Origin of the sequence: Phyllobacterium sp. 1468 (assembly GCF_031455525.1) — a bacterium.
Classification (GTDB): Bacteria; Pseudomonadota; Alphaproteobacteria; order Rhizobiales; family Rhizobiaceae; genus Phyllobacterium.
Window position 1 is genome coordinate 252,426 of sequence record NZ_JAVDSX010000002.1, and the last position, 15,851, is coordinate 268,276.

A 15,851-nucleotide genomic window follows, 5' to 3' on the forward strand; every position below is an offset into this window, starting at 1 on the left:
TGAAGCAGCTCTCGCGGCACCCAGTTGAATTCAAGCCTGATGACCATCATGTATCTTGTGCATACATGATATGCGTCATATATGTTGTCAAGCGCAAATTCGGAGAACGTCAATGAAAGTGACTCGCGAGAAATTCGCGCAGAACCGCCAGAAGATTATCGGGGTCGCCGGGGATCTTTTACGAAACAAGGGTTTCAGCGCGATCGGTGTCGCGGAGGTAATGAAGGGTGCTGGTCTGACCCATGGCGGGTTCTACAGGCATTTCGAATCCAAGGACAACCTCGCTTACGAAGCCGTCAAAGCCCTGTTTTCGAAAACGGAAGATATGTGGAAGACGGTCGTTAAGAACTCGCCGGATGCGCCGCTTGAAGCCTTACTTGATCATTATCTGTCCGATCGCAATCTTAATGAGCCAAGTGGCCCTTGCGTGTTCACAACATTGACCCAGGAAGTTAGTAGGCAGGGTCCGGCGATGCGCGAAGCCTTCTCTGCGAGCCTGAAGGAGTTGGCGGCAATTCTCGAGGAAATTGTGGATGGAACAACCGCGGATGAACGGCACCAGCACGCACTGTCAACGCTCACGGGCATGATGGGTGCTGTGACGCTGGCTAGAGCGACCGAAGATCCCGACCTCGCAAAAATGCTCTTATCCGCGGCGCGACAGAAGCTTCTGCAGGATCGTCGAAAGCAACCCCACCTGCAGAAGAATATTGTCCCAGACGCTGGAGCGTTGGCAAATCCAGTTTAGGCCGCGGCAACTGGCGAGGGGTTGCGTTCGTCGAACCCAGCTTGATGCCAGTATGGATAGACGGGGGTCTGAGCACTGGCCTTGTCGAGAACGGCAACCTGCTCCTTTGTTAGGCTCCATCCCACCGCACCGAGGTTCTGCTTGAGCTGCTCTTCATCGCGGGCTCCGATAATGATGCTCGATACCGTCGGGCGCTGCAGCAGCCAGTTTAGCGCCACCTGCGTGACAGTCTTTCCGGTGTCGCCGGCGACGTCGTCGAGCGCATCTACGATACTATATAGATGATCGGTATCCACGAACGGACCGTCTTCGGGACGGGTCTGACGACGGGTCCCCTCTGGTAGAGGATGACCGCGACGAATTTTCCCGGTAAGCCGTCCAGAAGCCAACGGGCTCCATACCATCGCACCGACTGTCTGATCCAAGCCGAGGGGCATGAGTTCCCATTCGTATTCTCGGTTGGCCAGCGAGTAGTAGGCTTGGTGGGCCACGTAACGCGGCAGATTATATTTGTCGGCGATCGCGAGCGATTTCATGAGATGCCAGCCCGAGAAGTTCGAGCAGCCAACGTAGCGGATCTTTCCGGCACGGATGAGATCGTCGAGCGCGGAGAGTGTTTCTTCAATCGGCGTCTTCGCGTCGAAGCCATGAAGCTGGAAGAGATCGATATAGTCCGTTTTCAGACGCTTGAGCGCCTGTTCGCATGACTTGATTAGGTGGAAACGCGACGATCCTACGTCGTTTGGTCCCTCGCCCGACCGGAATGTAGCTTTTGTTGAGATCAATACCTGGTCGCGTCTCCCTTTCAGGGCTTCACCGAGAATTTCCTCCGCCGCGCCTGACGAATACACGTCGGCGGTATCGAACAGGTTCAGTCCCGCGTCAACGCATACGTCCACGAGGCGTTTGGCTTCGATGACGTTGGAGTTGCCCCACGCACCGAAGAATTCACCCTTCCCGCCGAATGTGGCGGTGCCGAAGCTGAGAGCGGGCACTTTAAAGCCCGATCCGCCGAGATAACGATATTCCATTTCTATTCTCCTTGTTGTCTTCTCGGCTTGGGCAGTCTGAATAATGGAGCTCCATGCTCCTCGCCGCGTCGAACCCGCTACAAAGCAACTTCAGTTTTTGAAGTCAATGGTGTATGACGTCCTAACTAGATGCTTCACGGTGGTGTGAACCCACACACGCCATTAACATTCGAAAGGCACAACATGCCCTTGGCACGTATCGACCTCCCGGCAGGGAAGTCAGCAAAATTCAAGCAGACTGTCGGCGATGTGGTTTACAAAGCTTTAGTCTCCGCGCTTCAGGCACCGCAGGACGACCGCTTCCAGATTATAACCGAGCACAGTCCAGAGGAACTGATAATGGACCCGACCTACCTCGGAATCGAACGATCGCCGGACGCACTGATCATTCAGATCACGCTGAACGAAGGACGTTCCATCGACATGAAAAAAGCGTTCTACAAAGCAGTTGCCGACGGTCTCCATGAGCGCGCCGGCGTTCGCTCCGAGGATGTTTTCATTAATTTGATCGAGGTAAAGAAAGAAAATTGGTCGTTTGGAAATGGTGTGGCGCAGTATGCATAACCAAGCACCTTAGCGTCCTGCAAACAAGTTGGCGGTCATATGCGATATGGCGCAAGCCCCCGTTCATCTCGACTATCAATAGCGATTGGGCTTCTCCACTAGGGTCTCGGGACCGGATTGGCGCAGTGCGAAGGCAAAGACATCGATCGGTTCGCCGAGCCCTCGAAGCGGATGAGCGCCGAGATTTTCCATCTCGCTCTCGCATCCTGCCGTTTCGACGAACGCCTTCGAGAACAGTACGGGGCGCTTCGTCTCCTTCGTGAGGTTCTCAAGTCGCGATGCGACGTTCACCGCGGGTCCAATGACCGTAAAATCCAAGCGGCTGCGAGAGCCGATATTTCCGTACATAACGTCGCCTACGTGTACACCGATCCCGAAACGAAGCACTTGGCGTCCGTTTGCCAGATTCGTAGCGTTCAACGCGTTCATAGCGATTTCCGCTTCCTTGATCGCGTTGAGGAGATTGTCGCACGCATCAGGGTCCGTTAGCCTAAAGACCGCTAAGAGTCCGTCACCCATGAACTTGAGGATCTCACCTCCGCGTCTTTCAATCGGCTCCGACATTGCGTCAAAATAGGCGTTGAGCAGTTCTATTACGTCGTCGCGTGGCCATAGGTCGGAAATGGTAGTGAAGTCCCGAAGGTCGCAGATGAGGATGGCCGCACCGATCGTCGCGCCGCTCCCTCTCGTTGTGGCACCAGCAAGGATCTGTTCACTGGCGTGAGGGCCGACGTATGTCCTGAGCAGCGTTCGTGCCAGTACGTTCTTAATTCTGATCTCGCTAACCATGGTCAGAGCGGGCATGAGATCTCTTAGAAATTGAATGTCCCCCTCACTGAAACCTCCGGGAGCGTCACATGCGTAGCTTACAATGTGTTTCTTCCCGAGTGTGTGAACCACGGGCCACGCGACATAATCGGTCAGGCCCTCCTCGCGAAGATCGTCGTAGAGTGGGTATTTCGAGCGATCACCATCGGTCCTGTCCAGCCGTTGCCGGACTTCGTCAGCGCCACGGAGCAGTTCGTTTATGGGACTTAGGAGAAACTGCGGCGTCGTTTCGACATCGTAGCCAAATGTGTCGATCTCTGCCTCCCGCATGCCCGTGCGCCAAACTATCCTGGCTCCAAGCCACTCCGGATGATGTGTTCTGAAGTGCAAAGTCGCCCTTCCCACTGCGATACCTTCTGCTCGCAGCCTCTTACACATCTCCACGAATATGTTGTCGATGAAACGCTCGTTTTGAGTTTCTTGCATCAGCCAGTCGAGGATGCCGTGTCGCCGGGATGGCCAATGCCCCTTGCCGTCAGATGGATGTGGGCCTGTTGAATGCATTCGCACGCTCCGTTGCATATTGACTTTGTCGAACGGCAGTATCCACGTTAGCACGCCGTTATTGAATCATGAAAAGCACCCTGACCAGGATCAAGCATGGAGTCGGGGAATCCGCCGATGGTGCGCGTGCCGGACGTTCCCCTGTTTGATGGGGCAGCGACAAGCGTGGCGCAAAAGCCCGTTTGACTTTCAACGCCGGCGCTGTCGTCAGAATGAAAACTAGGCGGACAATACCGGATTGCTGCCGGCTAGAAGGTGATTGAAAGCGATTGAATACTCGGAGGCCGATTGCTGGTTCTGACCCGTGATCAGCTTGCCATCCACCACCACCCGGACGCCCCATGGTTCCACGTGCACGAAATCGATACCAGCCTTCTCGAGGACGGGCTGCGGAAAGTTCGGGATGAACCCTTTGCCATAAAGCTTCTCAGCCTCGAGGTCTTCCTTGAGCGAGAATCCGGTCGCCTTCCGACCGGAAATTCGGACAGGGTTGTTTGCCAGAGCGATCGTCCCATGGCAAATCGCGCCGACAACTTTCCCGGCTGACCAGAAATGTTCCAGTATTCTTTCCACGTGCTCGTTCGGAAAGAGATCAACGGCAGCGCCAGTGCCTCCGACGACATGTACCCCATCGTAATCTTCCGGGGTGACGTCATTGAGTGCCGTCGTCGAATCGAGAAGCGCTACAAGCGCCTCATCGGAAAGGAAGCCTTTGCTTACTAGATCGTTGGCTTCCCACGAGCCTTTCGTCGCCGGATTACTGAGGCGGTCGTGAACCACCCTGCCGCCACCGGGACTTGCTAAATGAACTTCGTGTCCCCGCTCAGTGAGATGCCAATAGGGACGTGTGAGTTCGGCGAGCCAGTAGCCGAGATCGGCACTGGTAACGATGAAAAGTATCTTCAATTGAGGTCTCCGATTCCGATGATTGAGAGTGACTAGGAAAATTCACAGGTATCCTTCCCTCACCCGAAGTGTGACTTCAAAATATGAAGTTACATTCGAAACTTCAAGGAGTTCCATCGAAGAGTGGCTCCCGAATAACGCCATGTGGAACCCAGAAGACGGGCTGCGCACTACAAACAGGGTTGACATTAACGGCGATAACTTCAATTTATGAAGCTACTATTCATTCTTCGGACGCTGTTCGCGTTCCGTCCCTTGTAGGTACCCAAATGTCATCCGAAGCAGATACGAACACGGGCGAGGATATCAAAGTCCCCAATTTTGCTGTCATCGTGCACAGGATCGGAATCGCGCGGCCCACAGAACAGGCTTGGTCCACGATTGGTAACTATGCTGATGCGGGGAAATTTCTAAAAGTCGCCAGTCGATTGTTGTCGGGTGGCGGCGACGTAGGAAGCGTCCGGCTCGTCGGTGACACAATCGTGGAGGTGATGGTTGGACGTGGGCCGACGTCTTATACCTACGTCCAGACGAAGGGGCCAATGGCAGCCGCCGCGTACCATGGCTCCGTCTCTCTGGAACCTGCCGGCGCAGATCGTTCCACGCTTATCTATACCGTCTCATATGACACCGCAGGGATGGACGCCGTCCGCCGCGACCAGGATTTCAACCGTCTCACGGCTCGTTTCCAAGGGATGGTCGAGGCTATGAAAGAGGTCGCGGAAGCTGCCCCTGCCTGAAAACGGGCCCGCAAGCGTACAACTTCGAAAGTTCAGGCCGGCACTGGCACGGTAGTAACGCGTGCGGTCGTTTAACACCATTCCAAACATAAACGCCCGCCCGGCAGCAACATCCGAAATTTAGTCACAACTCCTCAACTAAACGGAAGGAACGTAGATGAGTGAAAAATACGCGCTCGACGAAACAGCACTGCTTTTGGTCGATGTTCTCAACGATTTTCTCGACGAGAATGGTAAACTGGCTGGTCGCATTGGGCCAATGCTGGAGAAGACCGATGTCATCGCGCATCTCTCCCGTCTAGTTGCAGGAGCCAGAGCCGCCGGCGTCAAGATTTTCTATGTTCCCCACGGGCTTCACGAGCACAGTTTCGATGACGTGAAGTACGTCCATCCCAACTGGCAGTGGGCGATAGAAAACAAGGTCTTCTGGAAGGGTGAATGGGGCGCGGACTTCTATCCGCCACTGGCCCCGCACGACGGCGACGTCATCATCAGCCGCCACCGTACGTTCGACAGTTTCGTGAACACCGACATGCTCGAGAAGCTCAAGGAGCACAAGGTTCAGAAGGTCGTCCTCGCGGGTCTCACATCGCACACCTGCGTCGAAAGTGCGGGACGTCACGCCCTGGAGGAAGGCTACCATGTCACCTTTCTGACCGATGCCGTCGCGGAATTCACGGAGGAGGCGCACAACGCGGCGCTCACATTGAGTTATCCGACCTTTGGCCACAATGTGACGACCATTGACGAGTTCCTCGCCGCCGTTGAAGCAGTACCCGCGTAAAACCGATATCGGAGCCGTTAAATTTAGCGGCTCCGATCCTCCTTCGCAGTATACCCGCATCCTCTCGCTGCGAGGGAGTCTTCTCTCCATCACCAGGAAACGTCAATGACCAGACAATCACCAAGCGCCCTCATTACCGGAGCTTCCGCCGGAATCGGCCAGGGGTACTCCGAACACCTGGCCCGGACGGGGCACGACCTGGTGCTGGTCGCGCGACGCGAGGATCGCTTGAATGAGCTAGCCAGTCGCCTCCGCGATGCGCACGGCATCGCTGTCGAAGTCCTTGTCGCTGATCTTTCATCGGAGGAAGGCGCGGGACGTGTCGCTGACCGTATTGTGAGTGGCCCGTTGATCGATCTGCTGATTAACAACGCAGGATATGCCTCGCGCGGAAGAGTATCAGAACTCGCTCCAGATACTCTCGATCAGATGTTACGCGTAAATATATTAGCGCTGAGCCGCCTCTCTATAGCCGCGATGGGACGCATGGCGGCCAACGGTCGCGGTAGCATCATCAACGTTGGGTCGGGCACAGCTTTCATGCAGTTCCCAGGAAACGCTGGGTACGGAGCGTCGAAGAACTACGTTATGGCATTCACCAGACACATGCACCTCGAGGCCGAAGGTACGGGCGTTCGAATCCAGCTTCTGGTTCCCGGCGTAGTTTCGACGGATTTCCATCAGATTGCTGGCGCAGATCTCGCCAATTTTCCGCCGGAGCGCGTCATGAAACCTGACGACCTCGTGGTAGCCTCTCTGAGAGCCCTCGAAAAAGAAGAATCCGTTTGCATTCCGTCACTGCCCAACATCAAGGATTGGGAAGCGTATGTCAAAGCTGAAACGACGGTAGGGGCACAAACCTCTCGGGATCGCATCGCAGCCCGATACCACTAACAATGCGGCGATCAAATTCTTTTGATCGCCTTTGCCCGATTGCAGAGCAAGTCGTATCCAGCTAGTAACTTCAATAATTGCAGCTACAGAAGGGAAAAGTTATGCCGATCGGTTCATCGACCTGGAAGGGCACGTGGAAGCAGGGCAAGGGAACGATTTCCACCGAGAGGGGGATCTTGGTCCGGGTTCCATACACGTATGCCAGCCGTTTCGAAAATGCTGCTGGCGCAAGTCCAGAAGAACTGCTCGCGGCAGCCCATGCCGGCTGTTTTAACCAGGCCATGGCCAACAATTTTGGCATGATCGGACTGGAGGCCGCGTCGATCGAAACATCAATCGAGGTCGACCTACAGTTCGTGGAAAGCCGTCCTACCATCAGGAGCGTTCATATCGAAACCCAAGCGACGGTGCCCGGGATAACGAAGGAACAGTTTGATAGCTGCGCGGAGCGGTCAAGAACGAACTGCTCCATATCCAAACTCCTCACATGCGATATCACGCTCGACGCCCGGCTCATCCCCTAAGCGCATCGTGGCAACAACATTTCCGGAGACAGAAATGACCGAATACCAGACCCTGAGAACACACTCAGAAAGCGGTGTACTTTTCGCTGAGATCGATAGCCCGCCGATGAACCTGATCGGGCCCGCCCTCATCCAGGATATTGTAACGCTTATTCCTAAACTGGAAGCGGAAGACGGTCCGCGGGTCGTTGTGTTTTCCAGCGCCGATCCGGATTTCTTCATACCCCATGTCGACATGACAAAGATCGCCGAGTACCGTCAGGTCGCCGCGACACTTGTGGGCGAGCCATCCATCGGGCTGCTTTTCCGTCGCCTAAGCCTATCCAAGGCGGTTACCATCGCCCAGATTTCCGGACGGGCGCGCGGAGCCGGGAGCGAATTTGCCCTTGCCTGCGACATGCGCTTCGCATCGCGTGAGCGGGCGATCTTCGGTCAGATCGAGTCAGGGTTTGGGCTGTCTCCCGGAGCTGGTGCTATCCAGCACCTGACGCGTCTGATGGGACGTGGCCGAGCACTGGAGGCCCTGCTGAGCTCGAACGATTTCGACGCCGACACCGCGGAACGATACGGCTGGATCAACCGCGCCCTTCCGGAATCAGAGCTAGCCCCATTTGTCGCCGCGCTTGCGAAACGCATCGCCCGCTTTCCTCCAGCAGGGATCATGGCTATCAAGGAGCGGGTCAGCGCGATCGATCTGGCGTCAGAAGCTGATTTCCGTCGGGATTCCGACCTGTTCGGAGCAGGCGCTCAAAACCCCGAAACCAAGCAACGCATCAGCGCGATCGCGAAAAGTGGGATGCAGACACGCGGTGACACAGAATTAAACTTCGGCAGGCTGCTCGGGGAAATCTCCGACTGACCTGCGCTTTCACCAGATGAAACTACCGCCACCCTCATATAAGTGAAAGGAATTTCCACTTGGCCCCGACGTCCGAAAAAGCGACAATCGTTCTTGTCCACGGTGCGTTCGCTGAATCGTCCAGCTGGAACGGCGTCATCGCCGAGCTTCAGAAGGCAGGTCATACGGTGATCGCCGCTGCCAATCCCCTGCGCGGCGTTGCTTCGGACGCTGCCTGCGTTTCAAAGGTTGTTTCCAGCATCAGCGGGCCTGTCGTCATGGTCGGTCATTCCTACGGTGGCCAGGTCGTCAGCAACGTCAAGTCGAACGGCAACGTGAAAGCACTTGTTTATGTTTCGGCGTTCGCCCCCGAGGCCGGCGAGAGCGGCGCGGGATTGGCGGCAAAGTTTCCAGGAAGCACCTTGGAGCAAGCTCTCGCCCCACCGATCCCTCTTGAAGGCGGCGACGTTGATCTTTCAATCCTACAGGACAAGTTCCACGAGCAGTTTGCGGCCGATCTGCCTGAAGCCGAATCCGCTCTGATGGCCGCGACCCAGCGACCCGTCTCCGGGAGCGCCCTAAATGACCCATCCGGCGAACCGTCTTGGAAAACAATTCCGTCTTATTTTATCTATGGTGACGCGGACAAATGCCTTCCTCCCCAGGGACTCGGATGGATGGCCGCACGCGCAGCATCAAAAAAGACGGTTGTTGTCGGCGGCGGTTCCCACGTCGTTATGATCTCCAATTCGACAGTAGTCGCGAAGCTTATTGTAGAGGCCGCTGCTAGCGTCTGAGGCGGCGTTCGAGCGTGTAAAGGAAATCAGCGCGCATGTCTGGCTCGCGGCGATTGGGCCGAGAAATAGGCTGCCGTGCCGGAATTCTTATGCGCTCACCGTTGCGCGTTCGTGAGACCATGCTATAGTAGCTTCAATTTTTAAAGTCACCATATCGGCGTGCTGCCCAAGCCCAGCCCTGCTTCCAGACAAGAAAGCTAAGCCATGACATCGATTACCATCAACGGAGAAATCCGCGAGGTTGATGCCCCAGATGAAATGCCGCTCCTGTGGGTTATCAGAGATCTGTTGGGCCTGACGGGTACGAAGTACGGCTGCGGCATCGCACAGTGCGGTGCCTGCACGGTCCACCTCGACGGCCGCGCCGTTCGGTCATGCGTCATGCCAGTTTCGGCGGTTGGATCAAGAAAGGTCACAACCATAGAGGCCTTGAAGAACAGCGACGCCGGAAGCCGCGTCCAAAAGGCTTGGCTTGAGGAAGAAGTTGCTCAATGCGGCTATTGCCAATCGGGCCAGTTGATGTCGGCAGCGGCCCTCATCGCTCACGTCCCCAACCCAACCGACGCCGAGATCGACGCGGCCATGTCCGGAAACATCTGTCGGTGTGCCACCTACGAGCGTATTCGTCGTGCGATCAAAGAGGCTGTCATCCTATGAGCAAGCCCCGCACAGCCATGTCTCGCCGCTCGCTTTTGAAGGGCGCGCTCGTTCTGGGCTTCGCGCTGCCTGTCACGAAAAGACTTAGAGCCGCCAACCTTGCACCCGGCGCTATTGCTGCTGGCCCCGCTGGGAAGGTACTGGCCCCCAACGGTTTTATCCATATCGATGGAGGCGGAACTACATTCATCATCCCGAATGTAGAGATGGGCCAAGGCATCTACACCGCGGAAGCGATGCTGATTGCCGAAGAACTCGAGATCGGACTAAACCAAATCAGGATCGAAGCAGCCCCGCCGAATGCTGAGATTTACATGACGCCATTGCTTCACTTCCAGGGAACGGGCGGATCAACTTCTATCCGGAGCTGGTGGGAGCCGCTTCGCAAAGCGGGTGCCACTGCCCGGTTGCTTCTCATCACTGCGGCAGCAAATCGATGGCAGGTCAATCCGGAGGCTTGTCAGGCCGTTGACGGATCGGTCGTGCACCCGGCGAGCGGACGCTCCCTGGCCTACACCGAGCTCGCTGCAGACGCTTCGACCCTTGCCGTTCCGGCCGATGTGCCGCTCAAGAACCCCGCCGATTTCAAACTCGTCGGCAATTCGGCAAAACGGGTGGACATGCCAGGGAAGGTCGACGGCACAGCGGTGTTCGGCATCGATGTCCGCGTCCCCGGAATGAAAGTCGCAAGTGTAATCGCCTCTCCCGTCTTTGGCGGCAAACTCAAGTCGGTGGACAACAGCGCGGCGGCGGCGGTGCCCGGTTTCATCAGGGTAATCACTATCGAGAACGCCGTAGCAGCCGTGGCCGAAAATACCTGGGCAGCGCAGCGCGCGGCAGCGGCACTGCAAATCGTTTGGGACGACGGCGCTAACGTGAACGTCACGACAGCTTCAATCCGAAGGGAGCTCGCGGCCGCATCGAAAGACGGGGAGCCGATTGTCGCGCTCGACGAAGGTGATGCGATGGATGCCCTTTCGAAGGACACCAACCGAATAGACGCCACGTACGAACTTCCGTTCCTTGCTCACGCGACGATGGAGCCGATCAACACGATCGTCCATGTTCAAGCAGATGGATGCGATATATGGTGCGGTACCCAGGTGCCCGCCACCGCAGTTCTCCTGGCAGCCCAGGCAACCGGGCTGCCGGCCGAGAAAATCCGGTTACATAATCAGCTAATCGGCGGTGGCTTCGGCCGCCGTCTCGAGGCCGACTCGATCGCCCAAGCGGCCGCGTTTGCCAACCAGGTCGAATACCCTTTGCAGGTATTCTGGTCGCGCGAAGAAGACATTCGACAAGATTACTATCGACCCGCTTACCACGACCGCCTTTCCGCGGCGTTGGGAACAGATGGGTTACCGATCGCCATGTGGCACAGGACAACGGGTGGATCGGTCCTTGCTCGCTTTGCCCCCAGCGCAATGCTGCCGAGCGGCCTGGATAGTGACGTGGTCGAGGGCTCCGTCGAAATCCCATACGACATTCCCAAACGCAAAGTCGAATGGGTGCGGCACGATCCCCCAAAGGGCCTTCCGTTCTCATGGTGGCGTGGAGTGGGCCCGGCCCACAATGTATTTGTCATCGAGACGTTTATTGACGAACTTGCCCACAAAGCGAGTGAAGATCCGATCAAATACAGGGCACGCATGCTTGAGCACAATCCCCGCGCTCTCGCGGTGCTTAAACTCGCTGCCGAGCAATCCGGTTGGGGGCAGCCTTTACCGGAGCGACATGGACGGGGTGTAAGCCTGCATCAGGCGTTTGGTAGCTTTTGCGCCCTTGTGGTGGAGGTCGCGGTTTGGCCGGAAGGCATCATCCGTCTCACCAAAGCGACGGCAGCGATCGACTGCGGCTTTACTGTAAATCCGGACACCATGGTCGCTCAGATCGAGGGCGGCACGCTATTCGGTCTGTCGGCGGCGCTTTTTAGCGGCATCGAATTCGAAGGCGGGAAGACCGTGCAAAGCAATTTCCATGACTACCGGGTTATGCGCATTGACGAGGCTCCCCGAGTCGAAGTCCACCATATTCAAAGCGCCGAAAGCCCGGGCGGCATCGGCGAAGTCGGAACCGCATCGGCGTTCCCTGCCCTTGGCAACGCATTGTTCGCCGCCACAGGTGTTCGACTGCGCAAGACACCCTTCGATCAAACGCAACTCATATCCCGATCGTCGGATAAACCAATCTTGAGCGGCCTCGCAGCGGGAACCAAGCGTAGCGGAGACGTCAAATGAGCCGCCTCACCACATTCGCTATCATCATTGCAGGAGCGCTTTCCCATTCTGGCATGGCCTTTGCTCAGAATACATCCGACGGTGACCTCGCTAAAAGGGGCGAATACCTTACACGCGCGGCTGACTGCGAAGCTTGTCACACCGTACCGGGCGACAAGCCCTACGTTGGCGGAAGGGCGTTCGAGCTTCCGTTTGGCGTGATTTACTCACCAAACATCACGCCGGACAAAAAGACTGGCATCGGAAGCTGGAGCGATGACGAATTCGTACGTGCCCTGCATGAGGGCATCGGAAAAAACGGTGAGCACCTCTACCCGGCCTTTCCGTATGCTTCCTACACTGGCATGAGCCGCGAGGACGCCCTCGCAATCAAGGCGTACCTGTTCAGCCTCCCGCCCATCGAGAATGCTGCCAAAGCAAACAGACTGTCGTTCCCTTTCAACCAGCGCTGGGGAATGGCGTTCTGGAACGTCGTAAACCTCACGAACAAGCGCTTCGAGTCCGATCCCAAGCAATCGGACGACTGGAACCGGGGCAACTATCTAGCCAACGCGCTCGGCCACTGCGGCGAGTGCCATACGCCGCGGACGCTCTCTTTCGGACTGGATTCCAGTCGGCCATTCGCTGGCGCAGAGATCGAAGGATGGCGAGCTTATAATCTAACTTCGGATAAGGAGCATGGTCTTGGAAGTTGGAGCGATGGTCAGCTTGAGGCCTATCTAAGCACTGGACACGCCGAGGGCCGGGGTGCGGCTGCTGGCCCGATGGAAGAAGTGGTCCGTCTGAGCCTAAGTCATCTCACCACGGAGGACGTGCGCGCTCTCGGCGTCTACCTGCGCGCCCTACCGCCACAGTCCACCAGGGGCGATCCGGTTGTCAACGCCGACCCGCCCGAACTGAGGCAGGCCGGATACGTCCCCTCCGGAACCCAATCATCTCTGGGCCAGGCGGTATTCGAGGGTGCCTGCGCCAGCTGCCACGGCTGGGACGGGAGCGGCATGCAGACACCATATGCAGCCCTCAAAGGCAGCGGTGCCGTTAACGACCTCCAGGCGATGAACTTGGTTCAGGTCGTCCTGAAGGGTGCCTCGGCGAACACGGCGGCGGGCGAAATGCGCATGCCTGCGTTTGGCAAGTCGCTTAGCGACGCCGAAATCGCAGCCGTGGCCAACTATGTCGTCGATAGGTTCGGTGGACAGCAGGCGTCGGTGTCTCCGAAGGACGTCCAGAAACTCCGCCTCGGTCCTGCGGCCCTGAACCTTGAGCCATACATCAATGCCGCGTTCATGTTCGCAGTCGTCGCCATGCTTATAATCGCCGTCGTTATTCTGACCCGTCGCCGAGCGCGCCCCGAGAAGTCTCGACCCAACCAGATATCTTAGGAATTTAAGAGCGTAGCGCTACCTCCGGAATTCGGTAGCAATTGCCACCAACACAGGCCAGTTCATTTGATATCCTGAAATCCCATGGTTTCAGGAGTATTCCTTTACGGTACCAATGGGAATTGACTGCCAACAGGAGGGTTATGCGCATGGTATCGTTAGTTGCATGTCAGGCGCTAAGGGAGAAAAAACGGATTGAGCTGCGCTATGACGGCTATTCGCGAGTAGTCGAAGTGCATGCTGTCGGGTACAAGAAAAATGGCGACGCGGTATGTTGGTGTGGCAGGTTCGCGGAGGTAGTGAAAGCGGTGAACGCGTCGGTTGGAAGCTTCTCACACTCAATGAGACCTTTTCAGTTCATGCGATCGGCGAAGGATCAAATGCACCGAGAACTGGTTACAATCCGGACGATACGGGCTTGGAACGCATAATCTGTCACATCCCCAACCGAAGCAGTTTTTAGGTCAGCGTAGTCGATGGCCGCTTTTTTCGAGCACCCTCTCCTGAGGCCGTTTCAGATCTTCTAAAAAGCCTGATGTAGCAAAGATGCCTTCAGCGACAGCAGTCTCGTGGAGTGCCCTTGCGAAATCGAACATTTCTCCAAATGAAACGGAAAGTTCCTTCTTTTCGAAAACGTACCTCCAGTCCACAAACGCAGTGGCCATGGCCTTGACACACTTGTCCAACTCGGTGCTGTTAAGAAATGGCACAGTCAAATAGCATTTTAGTATTTTTCCCCTTAGTGCATCCGATAGCGCAAAATATAGACTGTCTAGCTCGTGACCGATCGCGGGTTCATCATTTTCATGGAAGGAGAAACCTTTAAGATAGCATTCAATAGCAAAAGCCAAATTAACCACACCTGGCTCTACCAAAAGGTCGGCGGGCATTCCGTTGAATGGCAGACATTTCAATGCGGCCTTGTGAAAAGATACGCCCTGGTCGAAAAGCGACTTTAATACCTTGGGTTTTGCAATTCCATCGGTCCAACGGCTTTTCATGCCGACCTCCTAACGATTCCTTTTTGGATCAAAGCACTTTCTTTATACGAAGACAGCCTGAGCGTTGTGAAGCCGCTGGGGCCACTTTTGATGAACGGTAGGAAACGTTTTCGGACGGCGCGCCGCCAAAATCCGCGACGGAAAGTAACCCCAGCAACGCGCTGACGGCATGCCTCCACAGACCACCGACCGACCAATCGCCCCGTGGAATTGGTCCCAATAATCCTGCGTTTTCTTGGCGGCAAAAAGCAAGCCGCTTGGATAATCCGCAAATAATTTACTGCAAGGGGCTTTGGGCCGAGAAAACCCTCCCGGCCCACTCGATTAGGCTGCCCAAGGCTCGAGAATCGTTTTCCCGGTTGTCTTGCGACCTTCCAGAAGACGATGCGCTTGCGCGGCTTGGGACAGTGGCAGTACTGTCCCAACAGGTAGCTTGAGTCTTCCCTCTCCAACGAACCGTACAAGTTCGCTGAGCTCGGACTTTACGAGCTCGGGACGCTCTGCGAAGTAGCCCCCTATGTAAAAACCCGTGATCGACTGGTTAGAGGTCACGAGATCCTGTGGATCGACAGTCACCTGCTCGGCGCTCGCCAGCCCGTAGACGATCATGCGTCCGAACGAGGCGAGTGCTGCGACTGCCCTTGGAAGCGTTTCCCCGCCCGTCATCTCGAGCACGATATCCGCACCGTGACCCCCGGTCATTTCCTTGACAGCACTAGCCCAGTTTGGATCCGTGTAGTCTACCGCGAGATCAGCGCCGAGTTCGATGGCCAGAGCGCGTTTCTCAGGCGTGCTGGCGGCGGCGATAACCTTCCCTGCGCCGTAGAGCTTCGCCAATTGGACAGCGAACGACCCCACTCCGCCTGCGGCCGCTTCGATCAGTACTATTTCGCCCTTGGTCAACCGACCGCTATCCTTGATGGCAAGCGCGGCCGTAAGCCCCTGAATAACGAGCGTTGTCGCCTCTTTCGGCCCGATTCCCGCTGGAAGCGGTACCACGGTCGAGGCCGGGGCCACCAAGTACTGCGCATAACCACCTTCGCGGCATGTTACGTAAACAAAGGATCCAACAGAAATTCCGCTGACTCCTTCGCCGAGTTCAGCGACGGTACCAGCAATTTCGCCGCCAAGCGTGAACGGCGTCGGTGAAGGCATCGGATAAGGATCTCCGCGGCGTCTCAGGACGTCTGCGAAATTGACTCCAACGGCTTCGACCTTGATCAGGACCTGACCTGGCCGCGGGCGGGGATCGGGCACGTCTTCATATGTTAAAACTTCCGGTCCACCTGTCTTGTGAAAGCGTACAGTTTTCAATGCAATGCTCCTTCTTCAGTTCAAACATGAGAGTTGTAAGGTTTGGAGTGAAACATGATGATCATAATGTTTTAATGTGAATGACGGCCAGGTCGTGCAGGG

General features: G+C 56.4%; 16 protein-coding genes. 11 read left to right on the forward strand and 5 right to left on the reverse strand.

Features of this window, described 5'->3' with window-relative positions; genetic code table 11:
• Positions 1-112: 112 nt before the first annotated feature.
• Entirely contained in the window at positions 113-748 is a 636-nt protein-coding gene (locus J2X72_RS06685; protein ID WP_310069942.1) for a TetR/AcrR family transcriptional regulator, read from the forward strand.
• Here the strand turns inward: J2X72_RS06685 and J2X72_RS06690 are convergent.
• Positions 745-1,779: an aldo/keto reductase gene (locus J2X72_RS06690; RefSeq protein ID WP_310069943.1), complete on the reverse strand. Its 1,035-nt coding sequence runs from the start codon at positions 1,777-1,779 to the stop codon at positions 745-747. The two genes, J2X72_RS06685 and J2X72_RS06690, sit on opposite strands and share 4 nt — an antisense overlap.
• A gap of 183 nt (positions 1,780-1,962) precedes the next feature.
• On the opposite strand from J2X72_RS06690, the gene J2X72_RS06695 reads away from it, so the two are divergent.
• Complete coding sequence (locus tag J2X72_RS06695; RefSeq protein WP_310071002.1) at positions 1,963-2,343, forward strand: tautomerase family protein; 381 nt, start codon at positions 1,963-1,965, stop codon at positions 2,341-2,343.
• 75 nt (positions 2,344-2,418) lie between these two features.
• On the opposite strand, the gene J2X72_RS06700 is transcribed toward J2X72_RS06695, so the two are convergent.
• Both J2X72_RS06700 and J2X72_RS06705 read right to left on the reverse strand, forming a co-directional pair.
• Entirely contained in the window at positions 2,419-3,693 is a 1,275-nt protein-coding gene (locus tag J2X72_RS06700; RefSeq protein ID WP_405044659.1) for an adenylate/guanylate cyclase domain-containing protein, read from the reverse strand.
• 201 nt (positions 3,694-3,894) lie between these two features.
• Complete coding sequence (locus J2X72_RS06705) at positions 3,895-4,581, reverse strand: type 1 glutamine amidotransferase domain-containing protein (protein WP_310069950.1); 687 nt, start codon at positions 4,579-4,581, stop codon at positions 3,895-3,897.
• Positions 4,582-4,850: 269 nt separating this feature from the next.
• On the opposite strand from J2X72_RS06705, the gene J2X72_RS06710 reads away from it, so the two are divergent.
• From J2X72_RS06710 to J2X72_RS06750, 9 genes are all read left to right on the forward strand, one after another.
• Positions 4,851-5,321, forward strand: coding sequence for an SRPBCC family protein (locus J2X72_RS06710; protein ID WP_310069952.1), 471 nt, complete (start codon positions 4,851-4,853; stop codon positions 5,319-5,321).
• 157 nt (positions 5,322-5,478) lie between these two features.
• Complete coding sequence (locus J2X72_RS06715; protein ID WP_310069955.1) at positions 5,479-6,105, forward strand: isochorismatase family cysteine hydrolase; 627 nt, start codon at positions 5,479-5,481, stop codon at positions 6,103-6,105.
• Between the two features lie 105 nt (positions 6,106-6,210).
• Positions 6,211-6,999 carry an SDR family oxidoreductase gene (locus tag J2X72_RS06720; RefSeq protein WP_310069958.1) on the forward strand — a complete coding sequence of 263 codons (789 nt, stop codon included), beginning with the start codon at positions 6,211-6,213 and terminating at the stop codon, positions 6,997-6,999.
• A 101-nt stretch (positions 7,000-7,100) separates the two neighbouring features.
• Positions 7,101-7,523 (forward strand): OsmC family peroxiredoxin, encoded by a 423-nt coding sequence (locus J2X72_RS06725; RefSeq protein WP_310069961.1) that lies wholly within the window; start codon positions 7,101-7,103, stop codon positions 7,521-7,523.
• Between the two features lie 34 nt (positions 7,524-7,557).
• The gene (locus J2X72_RS06730; protein WP_310069964.1) at positions 7,558-8,382 is read left to right on the forward strand and encodes an enoyl-CoA hydratase/isomerase family protein; all 825 of its coding nucleotides are present in this window, start codon (positions 7,558-7,560) and stop codon (positions 8,380-8,382) included.
• Between the two features lie 59 nt (positions 8,383-8,441).
• A complete protein-coding gene (locus J2X72_RS06735) occupies positions 8,442-9,158 on the forward strand; it encodes an alpha/beta hydrolase (protein ID WP_310069966.1) in 717 nt (238 codons plus the stop codon).
• 204 nt (positions 9,159-9,362) lie between these two features.
• A complete protein-coding gene (locus J2X72_RS06740) occupies positions 9,363-9,815 on the forward strand; it encodes a 2Fe-2S iron-sulfur cluster-binding protein (RefSeq protein ID WP_310069970.1) in 453 nt (150 codons plus the stop codon).
• On the forward strand, positions 9,812-12,052 hold the full coding sequence (locus tag J2X72_RS06745; RefSeq protein WP_310069972.1) for a xanthine dehydrogenase family protein molybdopterin-binding subunit: 2,241 nt from the start codon (positions 9,812-9,814) through the stop codon (positions 12,050-12,052). The genes J2X72_RS06740 and J2X72_RS06745 overlap by 4 nt, the downstream gene beginning before the upstream one ends.
• Entirely contained in the window at positions 12,049-13,434 is a 1,386-nt protein-coding gene (locus tag J2X72_RS06750) for a c-type cytochrome (protein ID WP_310069975.1), read from the forward strand. The genes J2X72_RS06745 and J2X72_RS06750 overlap by 4 nt, the downstream gene beginning before the upstream one ends.
• Positions 13,435-13,898: 464 nt before the next feature.
• On the opposite strand, the gene J2X72_RS06755 is transcribed toward J2X72_RS06750, so the two are convergent.
• Positions 13,899-14,435: a hypothetical protein gene (locus tag J2X72_RS06755; RefSeq protein WP_310069978.1), complete on the reverse strand. Its 537-nt coding sequence runs from the start codon at positions 14,433-14,435 to the stop codon at positions 13,899-13,901.
• 324 nt (positions 14,436-14,759) lie between these two features.
• Positions 14,760-15,749 carry a zinc-binding dehydrogenase gene (locus tag J2X72_RS06760; protein ID WP_310069979.1) on the reverse strand — a complete coding sequence of 330 codons (990 nt, stop codon included), beginning with the start codon at positions 15,747-15,749 and terminating at the stop codon, positions 14,760-14,762.
• Positions 15,750-15,851: the final 102 nt, after the last annotated feature.